This is a genomic window from Coriobacteriia bacterium (assembly GCA_030652115.1).
Lineage (GTDB): Bacteria > Actinomycetota > Coriobacteriia > Anaerosomatales > Anaerosomataceae > UBA6100.
Genome location: JAUSBK010000007.1, coordinates 390,565 through 408,030, shown reverse-complemented (window position 1 = coordinate 408,030; position 17,466 = coordinate 390,565). Strand labels below are relative to the sequence as shown.

The following is a 17,466-nucleotide window of genomic DNA, read 5'->3' as shown; positions in this document are numbered from 1 at the left end:
ATCCAGAAGGGGTGGACCGGTAGACTCCTACTGGCTGCGCTCGAGGAGTTCCAGCCGTGAAGTGCTTGCTTCGATCTGCCAGTCGATGATCCAGAAGACCGGCAGGAGTACCCCGAGAGTCACCGGAACCGCCCAGAGCGATCGAGTCAACAGCAGGCTCGCAACCATAATGGGAATCTCGCCCAAGAACAGCCCGATGATCCAGGCCCAGTATGTCCATCGGTGCCGAAGCACGACCCGCGCCCCGCACGACGGACAGCTGAAACGACCAAAGGGCGCCTTCACGTACATGCGCGCGGTCAGATCGAATTCGGTCTCACATGCGGGACATCTCACGGTTCATCCTGTCTGACAAGGGCTCTGTCGTCTGCATTTCGGGATATGACAAGAGACCCCAGCGTGCGCGCCGAGGTCTCTTCAGTAGTTGGTGGGCGATACAGGATTTGAACCTGTGACTTCTTCCGTGTGAAGGAAGCGCTCTCCCACTGAGCTAATCGCCCGAATGCCGCCTGAGCGGCGACGACCATTGTAGCAGTCTCGCACGTACGCGCTACCCCTTCGCGGAACCGTCGTCGAACCCGTCGGGGTGCAACTGGTGCCAGCGCCAGGCATCCTCGACCATCATTCTCAGGTCGCGCTCCGGGCGCCAGCCCAGCACCTCACGCGCGCGCGCGTTGGAGGCAATCAGAGTCGGGACATCGCCAGGGCGTCGAGGACCCTCAACGACCCGGATCTCGCGGTCGGTTACCTCGCTGCAGAGTTCCACGATCTCGCGGTTCGAGTAGCCTTGTCCGCTGCCGAGGTTGCACACCACGCCGTCGCCGCCGTCTTCGAGATAGGTCACCGCTCGAACGTGGGCGTCTGCCAGGTCGACCACATGGACGTAGTCCCTAACGCATGTGCCGTCAGAGGTCGAGTAGTCCGTGCCATTGAGGCGGAATGCGCTCTCTTCACTGCGTGCGGCTGCGGCCAGCACCCGGGGGATGATGTGGTTCTCCGGCTCGTGGGCCTCTCCCAGACTGCCGTCCGGCCAAGCTCCCGCGGCGTTGAAATAGCGGAAGCGCACCGCACTGATGAGTCCAGTTGCTTCCGTGATCTTGATCATCCGCTCCAGCGCGAGTTTCGATGCACCGTACGCATTCGAAGGGCATACCTGCGCATCCTCCGTGATCGGGAGAAGATCAATCTCGCCATACACCGCGGCGGTCGATGAGAACACGAGGCTGTGCACACCGTTTGAGGTCATCCGGTCGAGCATCATCGAAGGTTCGGCAAGGTTCTTCCGGTAGTAGAGATCGGGATCCGCGTGCGCCTCGGCGACGTCAATGTAGCCGGCGAAGTGCAGCACAGCGTCGATTCCAGGGAGGATCGAGTCGAGCACATCTCCATCGCCCACGGATGCCACCACAAGCGTGGCGCGCTGGTCCACGGCGCCACGATGCCCGCGCTCGAGCGTGTCGAGAACCACCACCTCGTGGCCCGCGTCACACAACACGCGCGTAGTGATGCTGCCGATGTAGCCGGCGCCGCCGGTCACCAGGATGCGCATCAGCGCCCGCCCCCACTCTCCGACGCCGCTGGATGCGGTCGCCGCCCCCCCATATAGTCAGAATCCTACCAGATTTCGCCAGCGCCACCCGGGCTCTCGCCGCTACTCGGGCAAACGGTACCCGTAGTCGGCGAGCACGCTCTTCGGGAACTCGAAGCGCACGGTCAGCAGCGGATCGACCACCTGGCAGAACTTCAGGTTGCCGACGAGGCTCATGAGCATCGCCGCATCGTTGATCGAAAGCCCCGCAACGTTCGTGAGGAAGCCGTGCATCATGTCGAGTGCCAGCTTGTAGGCGGCATCCGTGGTCTCGCCCGAGGCGATCACGGCCACGATCTCATCGTTCTCCAGAAACGGCGTCGGCAGGCTCGGGATGTCGACCACCTGCGGGGTGAGCGTGACCTCTCCCGGCGTCTCGGCGCCGCACACCACGACCTCGCCGTCGCCCATGACCGCGTGCATGTCGCCGCAGCCGAAGAGCGCGCCTTCAACCGCGACCTTGAGGTAGAGCTTCGCGCCGCTCGTGATGAGCGTGCAGTCCATGTTGCCACCGTGCGTACCGGGTGTTGAGTTCGGCACGGTGCCCGCCTCGGGCGCCACACCGATCACGCCGAGCATCGGCTTCTGCTTCACGACCACGGTGTCCTTGTACACGACGGTGTCGCCGCGGTGTTCCACGATCACCGTTTCCTGCTGCTTGATGAGGTGGCCGAGCGCGCCGACGTCGGGTACGGCGACCATGACCGAGGGGCCGTGCGCTTTCACCTCGTGCAGGTCTATACGCAGGATGTCACCGGGCTTGGTGTCCTCGATGTAAATGGGACCGGTCGCCGGGTTGGTGATCGACCAGTCCAGCGTGTCGAGCGTGTCGGCGGTCGTCTTGAGCTGGCCGCTGAAGCAGTCGTGCGTGGTGAGATGGAGCGTCTCCCCCTGCGCCACGCGGGCCACCGGCTCGGTGTCGGGTGAGAAGCCGAAGAACGCCTTGTCGCGAGTGAGCTCACACGTCATGGTCGGACCTCCTTGCACCGGAACGGATACTGAAGTGCGTCAGGCCGCCAGCGTTTCCGCCTCGGCCGCTGCGTCTTTACCCTTGCGCCCGAACCCTGGCCAGCGGATCTCCTGGCCGCCCACGATGCCGCCCGGTCGCCAGATGAGCACCAGCACCATCAGGATCGCCATCACGATCTCGGTCAGGCCGAACACCTCGAACGAGAGCACGTGCGCGTTGTTGATGTTGGCCTCGATCTGACGGAGTGCCTCACGGGCGAGTGTCACGACCACCGTGCCGGTGAACGCGCCGGAGATGCTGCCCGCGCCGCCGATCACCAGCATCGAGAGCAGCATGAACATCTCGGCCATGTAGAAAGCCTTCGGCGAGAAGGAGGTGATGTAGTGGGCCCAGAAGCCGCCCGCCACGCCAGCCACGCCCGCCGAGAGCACGAACGTCAGATAGCGGACGAACACCATGTTGATGCCGATCGCGGCCGCCGCGTAGCGGTCGTCGCGCGTCGCGCGCAGGCGCAGGCCGAGCGCGGACTCCCGGAACCAGTACGCGAGCAAGATCACCACGACCGCGCCGATGAGCGCCGCGGTCAGCGTGGTCCAATCGGGCACGCCGAAGAACGTGCGGGGGCCGTTGGTCACGTTGTCCCACTGCGTCATCACGACATGGATGACGATCAGCGTGGCGAACAGCGTGATGACGCCCGCGAAGTCCGAAAGGCGCATCAGCGGATAGCCGATCACCGCCGCAACAGCCGCCGCGATCAGTCCTCCGGCGAGAATGGCCGGCAGCACCGGTATCTGCAGCTCCACGAGGAACGGATACATGTTCGGCACGCCCATGCCCTTGACCATCGGCGCGGTCGAGAGGATGCCCGCCGTGTACGCACCGATCCCCACGAACCCCACGTGCGTCCACGACAGGATGCCCGAGTTGCCCATGAACATCTGCACCGAGAACACCATCATCAGCGCCACGCAGAAGTACGTGAAGATGTCCTGAATGAGTTGCGAGCCGAACACGCTCACGAGGATGCCTGCCGCGATGAGCGGCACGATGAGTATCGGCAGCGTCGAGTGACGCAGCGCGAGGCCGGTGAACCTGTTCGTCGCACTCATCCGACACGCTCCTCGGTGTAACCGCCCTTGATGATGCCGGCCGGCCTGAAGAGCAGGAACAGCACCACGATCACGAACATGAACGCGTCGCGGTAGCTGATCATGCTCGCCGGCAGCAGGATGCTCAGCAGGTTGAAGATGAGCCCGTACACGAACCCGCCCACCACCGCGCCCGTGGTGCTGTGCATGCCGCCCATGACGACCGCGATGAACGCGATGAGCAGCGGCGCGGCGCCGGTAAGCGGATCCACTGAAGCCGAGCGGCTCACCCAGAAGATCGAGGCGATGCCGGCGAGCAGGCCGCTGATGATGAACGCCGCCGAGATGACGAGGTTCGCTGGCACGCCCATGAGTCGCGTTGTGGTGAACTTGTCGGCTGCGGCGCGCATCGCCATACCGAGGACCGTCTTCTTCATCACCAGCGACAGCGAGACTAAGATCACGGCCGTCACGCCGATCACGAGCAGGTTCCGCAGCGGGACCGTGGCGTCGGCGAATGTCACCGTCCTCGAGAAGAAGCTCGGCAGCGGAACGGCACGCGCGCGCGACGACACCAGCACGAGCACGATGTTCTGCAGGAAGATGCTCACCGCGAACGAGGTGATGATCATCGCCGCGGGCGACTTGGTGCGCACCGGCCGGAACGCCACCATCTCGGTCAGATAGCTCGTCACCACCGCCGCGACCACCGCGAGCAAGATCGTCACGTACCAAGGTGCGCCGAGCGTGGTGGCCGAGAGGTACATCGCGTACCCGCCCACCATGATGTACTCGCCGTAGGCGAAGTTGACGAGCTTCAGGATGCCGTACACGAGCACGAGGCCGAGCGCGAGGAGCGCGTACAGGCTGCCGAGGCTCAGCGTGTTGATGGCGAATTCGAGATCGATCACAATTGCACCTCGCAGCTGTCGGCGCCTTCGCCACCGAAGTAGACCGACGCGATGTCCACCTTGCGACGCAGTTCCTCGGCGGTGCCGGCGAACTCCACCTCACCGTTGGCGAGCAGATACGCGCGGTCCACGATCTCGAGCGCGCGCTCGGCGTTCTGCTCCACGAGAAGGATCGTCGAGCCGCGCTCGCGCAGCGCCGCAATCAGCCTGAAGATCGTGTCGGTCATCGCGGGCGACAGGCCGAGCGACGGCTCGTCGAGCATCAGGAGCTTCGGCCGGGACATGAGCGCCCGCGCGATCGCGAGCATCTGCTGCTCGCCGCCCGAGAGCAGGCCGCCGTGCTGGCCGTAGCGCTCCTTGAGGATCGGGAACAACCCGAAGACCTCGTCGAGGTCCGCCCGATACGTGTCGCGTTTGTACGAGGAGAACGCACCGAGGCGCAGGTTCTCCTCCACCGAGAGGTTGCCGAAGATGTCCCGGCCCTCGGGCACGAGCGACAGGCCCCGGCGAACGATCTTCTCGGGCGTCTTGTTGGTGATCACTTCGCCATTGAAGGTGACCGTCCCCTTCACCGGGCGCAGCACGCCCGTGATGGACTTGAGCGTGGTCGACTTGCCCGCACCATTCACGCCGAGGAGCGCCACCAGCTCGCCTTCGGCGACCTCGAGCGAGATGCCGTGGAGCGCCTTCACGGCGCCGTAGCTGGCTTGCAGGTTCTCTACCGTGAGCATGGCCATGGTCTATGCACTGCTCCCCAGGTAGGCGGTCACGACTTCTTCGTTGGTGCGGACCTCCGCAGGGGTGCCCTCGGTGATCGTGCGGCCGTAGTTCAGCACGTGCAGACGCGGGCACAGGCTCATCATCAGGCGCATGTCGTGCTCGATCACGATGAGCCCGATGTCGAAGCGCGCCGGCATGCCCTTGAGCAGATCGTGCAGCTCGTCGGACTCTTCCTCGTTGAGGCCGGCGGCGGGCTCGTCGAGGAAGACGAACCTGGGCTCCATCGCAAGCGCGCGTGCCATCTCGAGCTTGCGCTGGTGGCCGAAGGGGATCTCGCTCCCCAGCGTGTCGGCGTACGCCTCAAGGCCGAGGCCGGTGATCAGCGCGTCGGCCACCTTCACGGCTTTGCGCCGCGAGCGGCCCATCGCCACCGAAGCGACCTCAACGTTCTCCCGCACGGTGAGTTCGTGGAAGAGGCGGATCGTCTGGAACGTGCGCGCGATCCCGGCCCGGGCCACGCGGTGCGCTTTGCGCCCGCTCACTCGCTGACCGTCCACGTAGACGGTCCCGCTCGTAGCGGGTAGCAGCCCGGTGATCACGTTGACGAGTGTGGTCTTGCCTGATCCGTTCGGGCCGATCAGGCCGAGGATCTCGCCGGTCCTCACCGTGAAACTCACGTCGTCAACGGCCTTCAGGCCCGCGAACGACTTGCACAGGTGCGCTACCTCGAGCACGCTTCCGGCACCCGTATCCTGTGGTTCCATGCACGTCTCCAGAGCTCGAACGGGCAGTGCTCGGACGGTTCACATTGTGGGGGGAGAGCCCGGATACCGAGCCCTCCCCCCTGTATAGCACTGTCATGCGAAGCGGGAAGACCCTACGGCTCGGGGAGCTTCTCCGGGATCTTCCAGCCAAGGAACTCAGGCTTGCCTTCGGTGAGCTGGACCAGAGCGGCGGCCTTGTTGGGCTCGTGTCCGCTGGCAGCGTCCGACCAGTCGAGCTTGCCGGTCATGAGATCGAAGGTCATCTCCTCCATGGCCTTTGCCACTTCGGCGCCATCGGTCGTGCCGGCCTCTTCCATCGCCTGCGCGAGCACCATCACGGCGTCGTAGCCGGGGATGATCCACACTGCGTCCGGCGCCTCGTCGAACTTCTCTTCGTAGGCAGCGGCCCAGTCCGAGTAGCCGGCGTTGCCCTCGTCGGACATGTAGCCGTGCGTGTCGAAGTAGACCTCGCTGCCGTACTCGGTGCCGAGGCTCTCGAACAGCGCCGGGTCGTCGTAGCTGTCGCCACCCATGACCGGCACGGTCACGCCACTCTCACGCAGGGTGCGGATGATGAGCGCGAGGTCGGGCATGTACGACGAGACGTAGACGAAGTCAGGGGCCTTGTCGAGGGCCTTGATGCGCGCGAGCTGTGCGGAAACGTCCGCCTGGCCCTGCGTGTAGGTGTCCTCGAAGATGACCTCGCCGCCGAGGTCCTCAAACGCTACGATGAAGTAGCGGGAGAGGCTCTTGGTGTAGTCGATGAAGTCGTCGGTGATGACGTAGACCGAGCGGTAGCCGAGCTCGTTGTACGCGTACTCGGCGGTCACGGCGCCCATCGTGGTGTTCCACATGGACATCGTGAACTGCTTGTCGCCAAGTGCGGCCGAGCCGTAGAGCGGGGAGCTGGCGCACGGCGAGATGCCGACGATGCCGGCGTCCTGCGCAGCCTGCGCCGCCGGGCCACCGAAGTCGAAGTCGCTCGGGGCGATGATCGCCGCGGCGCCCTCATCGATGAGCTGCTTGGCGACGTTGCCCACGGTCACGGGATCGCTCTTGCCGTCCATGGCAACGAGCTCGACTTGCTTGCCGAGGATGCCGCCATTGGCGTTGAGCTCGTCCACGGCGAGCTGTGCACCCCGGAGCGCTGGCTCATCGAGCGGGGCCTGGATACCGGTCTGGCACAGTGCCGAGCCGATGATGATCGTGTCGCCGTCGGTGGTCTCTTCGCCGTCGGTGCCATTGTCAGCGCAACCGGGCAGGACGAGAGCCACGAGCAGAACGATCACCAGTAGTGCGGCCATACGCTTCATAGCCTGCCACCCTTCTTTGATGTGCCGGACGCCTGATGAGCCGGGTCCACCTGCAGCGACGGACCCGATTCCAACGGCGCGTTCCCGTCTGATGCTGGCAGCCACATGCTGCAAACAGGTTGCGCACAGCTTAACGGAGTGTGAAGGCGCACGCCAGACGGGCGGCCCCTCCTACCTGCTGAACGGCGGGGATGAGCTGCTAGTTGGCGGCTGCTGCGTCCGTTTCGACTTGTTCCATGAACGCGGCCACCACAACCGGGTCGAAGTGCTCCCCCGCCTGGGCCACGATATGCGACAGCGCCTCGTCAATGCTCCATGCCTTGCGGTACGGCCGGTCCGAGGTCAGCGCATCGTAGACGTCGATCACCGCAAAGATGCGTGCCGAGAGCGGGATCTTGGTGCCGCGCAGTCCCCGCGGATAGCCGGTGCCGTCCCAGCGCTCGTGATGGTAGTACGGGATGTCGATGGCCGGCTCGAGATAACCGATGCGCGAGAGGAACTCGTGCGCCACCACGGGGTGCGCGCGCATGACTGCCCATTCGCGGTCGTCCAGCGGGCCCGGCTTCTTCAGGATCGAGTCCGGCACGGCCATCTTGCCGATGTCGTGGAGCAGTGCTCCCCGGCGGACGTGTGCGATGTCTGCCTCGGGCACGCCGAGCGCACGCGCCACGGTGCATGCCATCTCGGCGGCGCGCAACGTGTGGCCGAGCGTCTCCTCATCGCGCATCTCAAGCGCGAGCGACCAGCCCTCGAGCGTGGCGTCGTACGCGCTCTGCAGCTCGAGTGCGGCGGTCCGCACGGCCTCGAACAGCCGCGCGTTCTGGAGCGCCATCGCGATCTGCGCGGCGAGCATGCGGCACACATCAAGATCGTGCTCCTGAAACTCCGCCTCGCATTCGGCGGCGGAAAGCACCATGACGCCGACCGGCTCTCCGTCCACACGCAGCGGCACGTACAGGACGGCGCAGATGTCGTGGTCGGCGAGCAGCACGCGCTCGGCATGCGAGAGGAAGGCCGCCTTTGCGTCGGGAATCACGATGAGGTCCTGCGCATGGATCGCGGTGTTCATCTGCGGGTGACCGGAGAGCAGCATCCTGCGGAGACCTTCGGGCATGTCCGCGGCCGGCCCGCGCGTGGAAGCGCCGAGCACGGCAGCGTCGCCCTCAAGCAGGAAGATGGCCCCGGAGTCGGCGCCGAGCAGTCCCACAGCAGCGTCCACGGCGGTCTGCAGCACCACATCACGGTCGAGCGACTCGGTGAGTGCGAGGCTGACCTCGAGCAGTGCCGAGAGGTCGTCGTGCGGTATGCGGATCTTAGGTGTTTCCTCGGACATGCGTTCCCCAGGCCAGTTTGCCGTCAGGTCCCCGTGCATGTTTCGGCAAACGGGCGCAGGGACATTAGCAGCCAGTGCAAATTGCCGGCCAAGTGAGACGCGGGCTACGTGCGGCGGAGTGAGACGACAGGGCCGTCGGGTGGCGGAACCCCGCTAGAGGACCTCCCTGCCCACGGGAGCGCCCCACAGGTCTTCCTCGGGCTCGTAGTCCTTGGGGATGCCCTTGATCAGTTCGTTGAGGTTCACGCGGTCGCGCATGTGTACGGCAACGTCGACCTCGCAGCCGAGGGCCGCCAGCAGCTCGAGCATCCCATCGACCGATTTGCTGTAGTTCGCCGGGTCTAAGAGGCGGTAGAGCTGTGCAGGTGAGGTGTCGAGTCGCCTGGTGATCTCGCGCTTCGAAAGGTGACTGCGGTCGAGTGCCGTGTGCGCCTCCAGAGTGAGCTTGTGCAGCAACTGCGCGCGCATGTACCCAGGCTCCCGATGGTAGTCGCGAGCCATCTCGATATGAACGAATCCCTCGGCGCCGGAGGCCAGGCGATACGTGACCGCCTCTCCCGCCAACTCCTCATCGATGAAGGCCTCGACGATGCGGTCATCCTGAGTGGGCATCGGCTCGGCCTTCGCGTACGGGAACGAGAGCGTGCCGAGTTCGCAGGCCAACTCGAACTCGCGCCTTCGGTTGTTCAGCTTCACACCCGTGATCCTCATAGCAGGCCCTCGTCTCGAAGCTCAAGCAGAAGACGGACAAGCGTCCGGTTCACCCGGCCTTGCATCGGCGTCCACGCCTCAAGGTTCCATTTCGCGATGAGCCGCCCGCCGCGATACACGTGCACGTGCCTGGGCGTATGGTCACCGGACCACGTCAAGAACACGTAGCCGCCACGTCTGATGCGACTCACTAGATAGTACCTCCTGTGATAACACTTCACAAGGCGGCACATCATCAGTGTGGGTATTGCGCCCCCAGCCTTCGAGGACCCGAGATGTGCAGCGCGCACATCGTAGGGATCGACTGTCAGCCGGAAGTAAGCGCAAGCTCAACCTGCTGTATGAGGCCCGCGAGCCGCCCGACGCGGGTCGGCGGCTGCGGCGTTCAGCACCCCGCGAGTGGCAGGATGCCGCCCTGGAGCGCCGCCACCACGCGCTCGGCCACGCTCAGGTCCCAGCGCTCGGGCACCTTCCAGCCGTTGGGGCTCTCGAGCGCATCGTCGAGTCCTGCGGCGATCGCGGCAGCGTCGGCCGCCACCAGGCGGTTCGCGCCCACGCGCACGGTGATCTCGCGTTCGGTGTTGCGGCGCACGGTCACACACGGTGTGCCGAGCATGCACGCCTCTTCCTGCACGCCGCCCGAGTCGGTGGCGATGGCGGCGGCGGAGCGCTGCAGCGACAGCATGTCGAGGTAGCCCACGGGATCCACGAGCCGCACGCGCGAACCGCTCTCGCCGAGGCCGGCAGCTGTCAGCAGCGGACGAGTACGCGGGTGCACCGGGAAGAGCACCGGCAGCGGCGACGCCGAGAGCGCTGCCACGATGGCGGCGAGCCTCTCAGGATGGTCGGTGTTCTCCGGCCGGTGGATCGTGGCGAGTACGTAGCCCTTCTCGGGCAGGTCGCCGCGGACGGCTACGCCACGACCGTCGATACGCGGCAGATTGCGCAGCACGCTCTCGGCCATGATGTTGCCCACGAAGTGGATGTGCGCGGGGTCGACGCCCTCGTTTGTGAGGTTCTCCCCCGCCTCGGCAACCGGTGTGAGCAGCATCGAGGAGAGCTGGTCGGTCACGAGGCGGTTGACCTCCTCGGGCATGGACATGTCGCGCGAACGCAGGCCGGCCTCCAGGTGCACGACCGGCACGCCGATTTTCACGGCGGCGAGCGCGCCGGCGAGCGTGGAGTTCACGTCGCCGACCACGAGGACGGCATCCGGACGCTCGGCCTCGAAGAGCTCTTCGAGCTTCATCATGGCGGTGCCGGTCTGCACGGCGTGCGTGCCGCTGCCCACGCCGAGGAACCACGCGGGCGCGGGGATCTCGAGATCGGCGAAGAAGACGTCGCTCATGAGCGCGTCGTAGTGCTGGCCGGTGTGCGCGAGGCGCGCGTCGATGCCCGCCTGGCTGAGCGCTGGCATGAGGGGCCCGACTTTGATGAAGTTGGGACGGGCTCCCACCACGATGATGATGCGCATTCTGCGAATCCCCCCGTTCGGGGGTGGCGAACGACCCCGCGGTAATGTCGGTCCTATGGTACGCCAACCGACGTGCGGGGTTCACTTCCGTTTTCGGTACGGCCCACGCGTCTCGCGCGCGACCACGCCGGCTTCCTCGAGCAGCTCCGGGTGTGCCCACAGCACGCGCATGAAGTTGTCGGCCATGTGGCTCTGCAGCACCTCCCCGCGCTCCCATCGCCCGACGGTGCCGGCACTCACGCCAAGCTGCCGCTCCAGGTCGGACTGCCTGAGGCCGAGCGAGTGGCGGAGTTCGTGGACCTCGTCGGAGGTGAGGCGGCCGAGCGATGCGCGCGCCATCGCAACAGCAGCAATCTGGATCGGGTCGATGTGCTCGGCACGTATGTAGTCTTCACCGCACGCGTCGCAGTGCCGGTGCTCGAACCCAGCGACGAGGTACGTACCCTCGCGCATCTCAACGGGGATGGCGTCCGTGCATGTGCGCACAGCGCGAGCGCCACATTCGGCACAGAAGGCCTCGGCCTGTGGAATCCTCATGTCCGCATCTCCCTAATGCTGCTCGCCATCACCACAGAACGAGAGAACGATGAAGCTCTCGCCATCACCGAACGGCATGTACTTCACGTAGAGACGCTCTCCGTTCACAAACGGCTTGTAGATGTCCAGCCAGACCCCCGGTTCCGTTCGGTGGGCCTGGGACTTGTGGAAGTCACCCGGGCACAGGTCGCAGATGCGTCTCTGTACCGTCTCAAACCCCCACCCCCGGCGCTCAAGATGCCGCCGTACACGCCCGGTCACCTCGAAGCGCCCCGCCCCGAACGCCGCCCGCACTTCGTTGAGCGGATAGGCAGGACAGCGACGTTCACGCGAACCACCGGGCACAGGAATCCCCTCTCGTGTTTCCAGCGAGAGGGACTCGCCGCGTGCAAATCTAGCACGGTGCGCTATTTGGTGCAAGAACCCGCGTCAATCCAAGTCGTACGCATGCGCCGCACGAGGGACATTGCGAAGGCTAGCTCAGCCCTCGATGCGGTCCTCCCACCGCCGCGGATCCCGACGGACGTGCAGGCACGCCACGACATCTATAGAGTCGTCTCGCTCGACGTAGAACACCGCGTACGGGAACCGTCGCAGCATCCGCGCGCCGAATGTCGCGGTGAACGCAGGGGAACCGCCTGGGAGAGCGGGCGATCTCCGCCAGTGCAGCATCCACCGAACGAAGGAAGTCAGCACCGAGGCCCGCCGACCGCGGCTCGTACCAGCGCGAACCCTCCAAGATGTCGGTCTCAGCTGCCGGCCGAACGAAGACCCGGTCTGTCATCGCCCGCGCCTGATCTGTCCCTCCAGACGCGCGCGGACCGTATCCCAGGGCACGCTCGCATCAGGATGGGCGCTGGCATCGTCAAGACGACGATCGAGCTCCTGCATCTGCGCTGGCGTGAGGGGGATGTCCGCATCAGCAGCAACGACACTGTCCCAGAGGTCCTGCGCAAGCTGGATGCGCTCTGAGGCCGAGAGAGAGCTGATATCGATTGGAGAATCACCCATGACTGGAGTGTGCCCAAATCCATGAAACCCCGCAACACCGCCCACGATCGCCCTTCCGCCGGAGCATCGACGAATCGAGGCTACCGCGAGGGAGTAAACCAAACCTGAACCGTGGTGCGGCCGCCCCGCCCGCTCAGCTCGCCCCTGCCCAAACCGCAGCCCTGAGCCGAAGGGCCGTTCGCCGCATGGGCCGCACGCAACCATGTCAGCGCGAGGTCGGTGATCCTCACCAGCACCGAAGCGCGGAGAAGATCCGTCGCTATACCGCCACTGCGTGACGGTGAACCTCGCGATCCAGTCGCTCGCCCAGCGCGTCTGCGGCAACATCCAGGTCGTAGTCGGCCTGCAGTCCCAGCCAGAACTGGGGTGTCGTATCGAAGTAGCGCGCGAGACGCAGCGCAGTCTCGGCTGTTATGCGGCGCTTGCCGAGAACGATCTCGTTGATTCGGCGCGGGGGCACGCCGATTCTGAGCGCCAACCTGTTCTGGCTGAGCTCGAGCGGCTTCAGGAACTCCTCGAGCAGAACCTCGCCGGGATGCACCGGTGCGAGCATGGGGGCTGTCATGGGTGGCCTCGTCTCAGTGGTAGTCCACGATCTCTATGTCGAATGCGTCACCGTCTTGCCAGACGAAGCAGACGCGCCATGTGTCGTTGATGCGGATGCTGTGCTGACCTGCGCGATCCGCACTCAGCTTCTCAAGCCGGTTGGCCGGCGGGCTTCGCAGGTCGTTGATCGAGTGAGCGTTGGCGAGCATCCGGAGCTTCCGCAGTGCAATCGGCTGGATGTCTCCCGGAAGCTTCCGGGAGAACTGCCGTCGATACACCTTCTCGGTCTCCGCATCTGCAAACGACTTGATCATGGCTAAGGTATAACGCGACGCGTCATGCGTCAAGCGTTATGGCTCCTCTCAGCGGTTGGGCTCGATTTCAACGTTCGCGCGTGCTCACCAAGATTCGCGCGTGAACGGTCATCGCGAAGTCCACGCGCCCGCAGGATACCGGCAGGCTACTAGGCGATTCTTGCCGGGAGGTCACCCGAACCTCACCGCCCACGCTCCGAGTCTCGCCCGAGAAAGCAGAAACCGCCCGAAGGCGGCTTCGCGCCCTGCGCCGAAGCACGGGGGTAATCTGCTACCAGATTCTGCCCACCGGGCCACGGCCGCGTCAACTGGCCGACACGTCAGCCACGCGGCGCATTCAGCCGCAGCGCTTCGCTTCTGAGTTCGTCGAATGTCACAGCGAAACGCCTCCCCCCTGACCGGTCACCTTCCCGGTCACCTCGACGGTGGCACGTGCCCGGCTCTCCGCCTTGGGGCCCACGACGATTCGCACATCGCGGTCCATGGCATTCAGGTACCGGATGAGCCTGTCCAGCGAGAACCCTGCGAGTCTGCCGGAGAAGAGGTCTGAGACTTGGGGCTGGGTCGTTCCGAGGATCCGCGCCGTCTCCACCTGCGTCAGGCGCTGGCTACGCGCGATCTCGAGAATCTGCGACGCCAGCGCGGCCTTAGCCAGAAGCTCGTCTGATTGGGGCAAGCCGAGATCGGAGAAGACATTGCCGCTGCTCGCGGTGTATTCACTCGCTACTGTCATCACGTGTCCCTCCCGCGCTCCCGATGTAGTCGATCTGCGGCCGCCACCTGCGCCCTTGAATCCCTTGAGCGGCTTCGCCGAGAGATGCTTGCCACCACATTGCGCCTGATAGAGCGCGAAACCCATGACCACCCTCACGTCTTCCGGAAACGCCCGGAGGTCTTCGAGGGTGGAGGCCACGAAGACAACCTCCTTGCGAGCTGCGCCGTTCGTGAGAAGTATACCCTTTCTAGGATAATCCGGGGAACCAGCGCGGGTAGAGGCTGCGCGCCTCGCAGCGTAGCAATGGGAGTCAACCGCGTTCTAAGCCGGATCCAATCGAGGGGTGGTGCAGCCCTGCCCCCGCCCTACTCCCACTCGAGCTCGGACTCGGAGCACTCCCCGGCGTCAGCCAGCTGGCCGAAGCACGCACCCGAGAGCTCCGCCAGCAGCTGCTTGATGCCCGGGTTGTCGCCGAGGCGGGCCTGCATCAGCAGGTCGGCGATCTGGTCGCCAAAGTCAGGGGCAATCCGTGGGAGCGCGTTCAGACGCGTCACCGCGGGGCATTCGGTGGGGATGAGGTCCTCCCCCTCGTGCACGAGGATCTCGTGGAGCTTCTCGCCGGGTCGCAGCCCGGTGAACTCGATGTGCGTGGGCACGCCCGAGAGGACGATCATGCGCTGCGCGAGGTCCACGATGCGCACCGGCTGCCCCATGTCGAGCACGAAGATGTCGCCGCCTTCGCTCATCGCCTGCGCCTGCAGCACCAGCCGCGCGGCCTCGGGGATGGTCATGAAGTAGCGCGTCACCTCGGGATGCGTGACTCTGATGGGGCCGCCGCGCCGGAGCTGATCCTCAAAGATCGGGATGACGCTCCCCCGGCTGCCGAGCACGTTGCCAAAGCGCACCGCGATCGCCCCGATGCCGTAGCGCGCGGCCGAGAGCATCACGAGCTCGGCGAGCGCCTTGGTGGCGCCCATCACGTTGCGCGGCTCCACGGCCTTATCGGTGGAGATGAACACGAAGCGCTCGGCGTTCACGGCCTCGCACGCGCGGAGCACGTTCATCGTGCCGAGGACGTTTGCGCGGATGGCCTCCTCGGGCTCGTCCTCCATGAGCGGCACGTGTTTGTAGGCGGCGGCGTGAAAGACCACCTGCGGGCGCTCGGCACCGAACACGCGCATGAGCTTACGGTCGTCGCGGATGTCGCAGATGCGCATCACCGCGATGCCGGGCTGCATGTCCTCCAACTCGAGGTAGAGCTCGTAGAGGCGCGACTCGTCGATCTCCGCAAGCACGAGCTTGGCGGGGCGCATGAGCATGATCTGCCGGCAGAGCTCCGAGCCGATGGAGCCGGCGGCGCCCGTGACGGCCACGACCTTGCCGGTCAGCGTCTCGCTGATGCGCTCCACGTCGATCTCGTTGGGCTCGCGGCCGAGCAGGTCCTCGATCTCGACCGGCCTGAGGTCCGCCAGGCCCGTCGAGACGGCATCGGCCGCGATGCCGGAGATCATGCGCGTGGGCACGCCAGCGGCGGTGCAGAACTCGAGTATCTGCCGACGGCGGTCGGAGCCCATCGAGGGGATGGCCACGAGGATCTCGTCCACGCCCTCGCACTCAACGATCTCCTGCAGGTCCGCAATGGGGCCGAGGACTTCGGCGCTGCGCACCTTGAGGCCGATCTTGGCGCGATGGTCATCCAGGAAGCCGATCACGTTGTAGCCGAGCTGGGGCTGCGTCTCGATGTCGCGCAGGAGGAGCGAGCCTGCGTCGCCCGCGCCGATGATGAGGACGCGGTGGTCGCCGCGCCGTCCGGCGCCGGTCATGACGACCCACAGACGGCCGACGCTCCGGAGCGCCGCGAGGCCCACGAACGCGAACGCGCCCGTGGCGAGGATGACGCCAAGGGGTACGGGGCGGCCGTCGGTGAACTGCGAGAGCGCCACGTCCGCTATCGTGAGCGCCACGAGCGCGACAGTCACCGCCGCGGTGAGGCGCCCCATCACCTGGATGCCCACGTAGCGCAAGACGATGTGGTACAGACGCGCGAACCACATCGCAAGAATGAACACCACGATCGTCACGAACATCGCGGGCACGCTGTACTGCAGGAACTCCGGCGGCACCTCGCCCTCGAACCGCGCGAAGTACGCCAGGAAGAGCGCCATGATCACGATCACGGCGTCCGCGAGCATCATGCTCACGATCTGCACGGGGTGGGACTCGTAGAACAGGCGCTTCAGGCGTATCCAGAACCCGCCCTCATCGCCATTTGGCTCGGCTACGAGATCAGGCTCCACCGGTCGCCTCCGTCATCACTGCCCGAAGCACATCTGCTGCCTTTGTCATATCCGCCTCATCGAGTGTGGGATCGACCAGGAGCATTATCGCTGAATCGCCGAGTTCCGCCGCCACCGGCAGTCGGCCTGCGGGTGCCCACCCGGCCTCGGTGAAGGCTCGCTCGCGGTAGATCTCGCTGCAGACGCCCTGCGCGCACGCCACCCCACGCTCGTTCACTTCCTCGAGCACGCGCGCCCGCGTCCATCCGGGAGCGAGCGCGGCAAGGTCCAGGTACGCGTAGTACTTGTAGTACGCATGCAGGGCCTCCACCGCCGGCAGCACGAGGCGCAGACCGGGAACACCCGCAAGGCCTCGATCGAGCGCTGCTGCATTGCGTCGACGCGTCTCCACCCACCCGTCAAGCTTGCCGATCTGGACGCGACCGACGGCGGCCTGCACCTCCGTCATGCGCCAGTTCGTGCCGAAGCTCTCCGCAACCCACTTGAACTCGTATCCCCCGTCGGCAGCGGCGCGCTCCATCGCCGCCATGCTGCGACCGTGGTCCTTGTACTCCCAGGCACGGCGCCAGAGGTCATCATCGCTTGTGATGACCATCCCGCCCTCGCCCGCGGTGGTCATGATCTTGTCCTGGCAGAACGAGAAGGCGCCCACATGGCCGAACGTCCCCACGTGTCGGCCGTTCCAGCGCGCGCCGTGCGCCTGGGCGCAGTCCTCGATCACGAAGAGCCCACGGGCTTCCGCGAAGGCCATGATCTCGTCCATATCGCACGGCCAGCCGCCGATGTGCACGGGGATCACGCATCGCGTGCGATCGGTGAGCGCTGCCTCGATCGCTGCAACCGTGAGGTTGCCCGAGTCGCGATCCACGTCGGCGACCACGGGCCGCGCGCCGCGCGCAACAACCGCCGTGGCCGTTCCCACGAACGTGCGCGCCGGGACGATCACGTCGTCGCCCGGCCCCACGCCGAGTGCATGAAGCGCGAGCTCGAGCGCCACGGTGCCGTTTGCGAGCGCCACCGCGTGGCGGGCACCCGTGTAGGCGGCGAACTCCTCCTCAAAGGCGCGACCTTCGTTGCCGGTCCAGTAGTTCACACGGCCGGAGGCCAGCACCTGCTCCGCGGCTGCACGTTCATCGTCGGCAAAGACGGGCCAGCGGGTCATCTGCTCTCC

Annotated in this window: 20 protein-coding genes and 1 tRNA gene; all 21 read right to left on the bottom strand. The window is 65.7% G+C overall.

Translation table 11 applies throughout. From position 1 onward, the window contains the following. Positions 1-27: 27 nt before the first annotated feature. The 21 genes from Q7W51_06045 to Q7W51_05945 all read right to left on the bottom strand — a co-directional run bounded on the left by Q7W51_06045 (position 28) and on the right by Q7W51_05945 (position 17,457). Positions 28-336 carry a hypothetical protein gene (locus Q7W51_06045; GenBank protein MDO8847928.1) on the bottom strand — a complete coding sequence of 103 codons (309 nt, stop codon included), beginning with the start codon at positions 334-336 and terminating at the stop codon, positions 28-30. Between the two features lie 89 nt (positions 337-425). Beyond that, positions 426-500: transfer RNA gene (locus Q7W51_06040), tRNA-Val, on the bottom strand. A 50-nt stretch (positions 501-550) separates the two neighbouring features. Further along, positions 551-1,549 (bottom strand): UDP-glucose 4-epimerase GalE, encoded by a 999-nt coding sequence (galE, locus tag Q7W51_06035; GenBank protein MDO8847927.1) that lies wholly within the window; start codon positions 1,547-1,549, stop codon positions 551-553. 102 nt (positions 1,550-1,651) lie between these two features. Beyond that, the gene (locus Q7W51_06030; protein ID MDO8847926.1) at positions 1,652-2,557 is read right to left on the bottom strand and encodes an acetamidase/formamidase family protein; all 906 of its coding nucleotides are present in this window, start codon (positions 2,555-2,557) and stop codon (positions 1,652-1,654) included. A gap of 39 nt (positions 2,558-2,596) precedes the next feature. Continuing rightward, positions 2,597-3,670 carry a branched-chain amino acid ABC transporter permease gene (locus Q7W51_06025; GenBank protein MDO8847925.1) on the bottom strand — a complete coding sequence of 358 codons (1,074 nt, stop codon included), beginning with the start codon at positions 3,668-3,670 and terminating at the stop codon, positions 2,597-2,599. Continuing rightward, positions 3,667-4,560, bottom strand: coding sequence for a branched-chain amino acid ABC transporter permease (locus tag Q7W51_06020; protein MDO8847924.1), 894 nt, complete (start codon positions 4,558-4,560; stop codon positions 3,667-3,669). Before Q7W51_06020 ends, Q7W51_06025 begins: the two co-directional genes overlap by 4 nt. Then, on the bottom strand, positions 4,557-5,291 hold the full coding sequence (locus tag Q7W51_06015; protein ID MDO8847923.1) for an ABC transporter ATP-binding protein: 735 nt from the start codon (positions 5,289-5,291) through the stop codon (positions 4,557-4,559). The genes Q7W51_06020 and Q7W51_06015 overlap by 4 nt, the downstream gene beginning before the upstream one ends. A gap of 9 nt (positions 5,292-5,300) precedes the next feature. Continuing rightward, positions 5,301-6,044 carry an ABC transporter ATP-binding protein gene (locus Q7W51_06010; protein ID MDO8847922.1) on the bottom strand — a complete coding sequence of 248 codons (744 nt, stop codon included), beginning with the start codon at positions 6,042-6,044 and terminating at the stop codon, positions 5,301-5,303. Positions 6,045-6,157: 113 nt separating this feature from the next. Further along, positions 6,158-7,357, bottom strand: coding sequence for an ABC transporter substrate-binding protein (locus tag Q7W51_06005; GenBank protein ID MDO8847921.1), 1,200 nt, complete (start codon positions 7,355-7,357; stop codon positions 6,158-6,160). Between the two features lie 199 nt (positions 7,358-7,556). Beyond that, positions 7,557-8,690: an HD domain-containing protein gene (locus Q7W51_06000; protein ID MDO8847920.1), complete on the bottom strand. Its 1,134-nt coding sequence runs from the start codon at positions 8,688-8,690 to the stop codon at positions 7,557-7,559. A 153-nt stretch (positions 8,691-8,843) separates the two neighbouring features. Further along, entirely contained in the window at positions 8,844-9,401 is a 558-nt protein-coding gene (locus Q7W51_05995) for a hypothetical protein (GenBank protein MDO8847919.1), read from the bottom strand. Continuing rightward, entirely contained in the window at positions 9,398-9,592 is a 195-nt protein-coding gene (locus Q7W51_05990) for a hypothetical protein (protein ID MDO8847918.1), read from the bottom strand. Before Q7W51_05990 ends, Q7W51_05995 begins: the two co-directional genes overlap by 4 nt. 194 nt (positions 9,593-9,786) lie before the next feature. Next, positions 9,787-10,875 (bottom strand): UDP-N-acetylglucosamine 2-epimerase (non-hydrolyzing), encoded by a 1,089-nt coding sequence (gene wecB / locus Q7W51_05985; GenBank protein MDO8847917.1) that lies wholly within the window; start codon positions 10,873-10,875, stop codon positions 9,787-9,789. Between the two features lie 81 nt (positions 10,876-10,956). Continuing rightward, complete coding sequence (locus tag Q7W51_05980) at positions 10,957-11,412, bottom strand: type II toxin-antitoxin system MqsA family antitoxin (GenBank protein MDO8847916.1); 456 nt, start codon at positions 11,410-11,412, stop codon at positions 10,957-10,959. 12 nt (positions 11,413-11,424) lie between these two features. Next, complete coding sequence (locus Q7W51_05975) at positions 11,425-11,757, bottom strand: type II toxin-antitoxin system MqsR family toxin (GenBank protein ID MDO8847915.1); 333 nt, start codon at positions 11,755-11,757, stop codon at positions 11,425-11,427. Between the two features lie 435 nt (positions 11,758-12,192). Further along, the gene (locus Q7W51_05970; protein ID MDO8847914.1) at positions 12,193-12,423 is read right to left on the bottom strand and encodes an addiction module protein; all 231 of its coding nucleotides are present in this window, start codon (positions 12,421-12,423) and stop codon (positions 12,193-12,195) included. A 259-nt stretch (positions 12,424-12,682) separates the two neighbouring features. Further along, the gene (locus tag Q7W51_05965) at positions 12,683-12,988 is read right to left on the bottom strand and encodes a HigA family addiction module antitoxin (GenBank protein ID MDO8847913.1); all 306 of its coding nucleotides are present in this window, start codon (positions 12,986-12,988) and stop codon (positions 12,683-12,685) included. A gap of 13 nt (positions 12,989-13,001) precedes the next feature. Further along, complete coding sequence (locus Q7W51_05960) at positions 13,002-13,283, bottom strand: type II toxin-antitoxin system RelE/ParE family toxin (protein MDO8847912.1); 282 nt, start codon at positions 13,281-13,283, stop codon at positions 13,002-13,004. A gap of 373 nt (positions 13,284-13,656) precedes the next feature. Beyond that, positions 13,657-14,016, bottom strand: a complete 360-nt coding sequence (locus Q7W51_05955) for a helix-turn-helix transcriptional regulator (GenBank protein ID MDO8847911.1) — start codon at positions 14,014-14,016, stop codon at positions 13,657-13,659. Between the two features lie 347 nt (positions 14,017-14,363). Then, a complete protein-coding gene (locus Q7W51_05950) occupies positions 14,364-16,295 on the bottom strand; it encodes a nucleoside-diphosphate sugar epimerase/dehydratase (GenBank protein ID MDO8847910.1) in 1,932 nt (643 codons plus the stop codon). After that, positions 16,285-17,457, bottom strand: coding sequence for a DegT/DnrJ/EryC1/StrS aminotransferase family protein (locus Q7W51_05945; protein ID MDO8847909.1), 1,173 nt, complete (start codon positions 17,455-17,457; stop codon positions 16,285-16,287). Before Q7W51_05945 ends, Q7W51_05950 begins: the two co-directional genes overlap by 11 nt. Between the last annotated feature and the right edge of the window lie 9 nt (positions 17,458-17,466).

What these genes read in the sequence shown, in the direction of transcription:
- galE (MDO8847927.1), bottom strand. Translation starts at nt 1,549, where the DNA reads ATGCGCATCCTGGTGACCGGCGGCGCCGGCTACATCGGCAGCATCACT.
- Q7W51_06030 (MDO8847926.1), bottom strand. Translation starts at nt 2,557, where the DNA reads ATGACGTGTGAGCTCACTCGCGACAAGGCGTTCTTCGGCTTCTCACCC.
- Q7W51_06025 (MDO8847925.1), bottom strand. Translation starts at nt 3,670, where the DNA reads ATGAGTGCGACGAACAGGTTCACCGGCCTCGCGCTGCGTCACTCGACG.
- Q7W51_06015 (MDO8847923.1), bottom strand. Translation starts at nt 5,291, where the DNA reads ATGCTCACGGTAGAGAACCTGCAAGCCAGCTACGGCGCCGTGAAGGCG.
- Q7W51_06010 (MDO8847922.1), bottom strand. Translation starts at nt 6,044, where the DNA reads ATGGAACCACAGGATACGGGTGCCGGAAGCGTGCTCGAGGTAGCGCAC.
- Q7W51_06005 (MDO8847921.1), bottom strand. Translation starts at nt 7,357, where the DNA reads ATGAAGCGTATGGCCGCACTACTGGTGATCGTTCTGCTCGTGGCTCTC.
- Q7W51_06000 (MDO8847920.1), bottom strand. Translation starts at nt 8,690, where the DNA reads ATGTCCGAGGAAACACCTAAGATCCGCATACCGCACGACGACCTCTCG.
- Q7W51_05995 (MDO8847919.1), bottom strand. Translation starts at nt 9,401, where the DNA reads ATGAGGATCACGGGTGTGAAGCTGAACAACCGAAGGCGCGAGTTCGAG.
- wecB (MDO8847917.1), bottom strand. Translation starts at nt 10,875, where the DNA reads ATGCGCATCATCATCGTGGTGGGAGCCCGTCCCAACTTCATCAAAGTC.
- Q7W51_05980 (MDO8847916.1), bottom strand. Translation starts at nt 11,412, where the DNA reads ATGAGGATTCCACAGGCCGAGGCCTTCTGTGCCGAATGTGGCGCTCGC.
- Q7W51_05970 (MDO8847914.1), bottom strand. Translation starts at nt 12,423, where the DNA reads ATGGGTGATTCTCCAATCGATATCAGCTCTCTCTCGGCCTCAGAGCGC.
- Q7W51_05965 (MDO8847913.1), bottom strand. Translation starts at nt 12,988, where the DNA reads ATGACAGCCCCCATGCTCGCACCGGTGCATCCCGGCGAGGTTCTGCTC.
- Q7W51_05960 (MDO8847912.1), bottom strand. Translation starts at nt 13,283, where the DNA reads ATGATCAAGTCGTTTGCAGATGCGGAGACCGAGAAGGTGTATCGACGG.
- Q7W51_05955 (MDO8847911.1), bottom strand. Translation starts at nt 14,016, where the DNA reads ATGACAGTAGCGAGTGAATACACCGCGAGCAGCGGCAATGTCTTCTCC.
- Q7W51_05945 (MDO8847909.1), bottom strand. Translation starts at nt 17,457, where the DNA reads ATGACCCGCTGGCCCGTCTTTGCCGACGATGAACGTGCAGCCGCGGAG.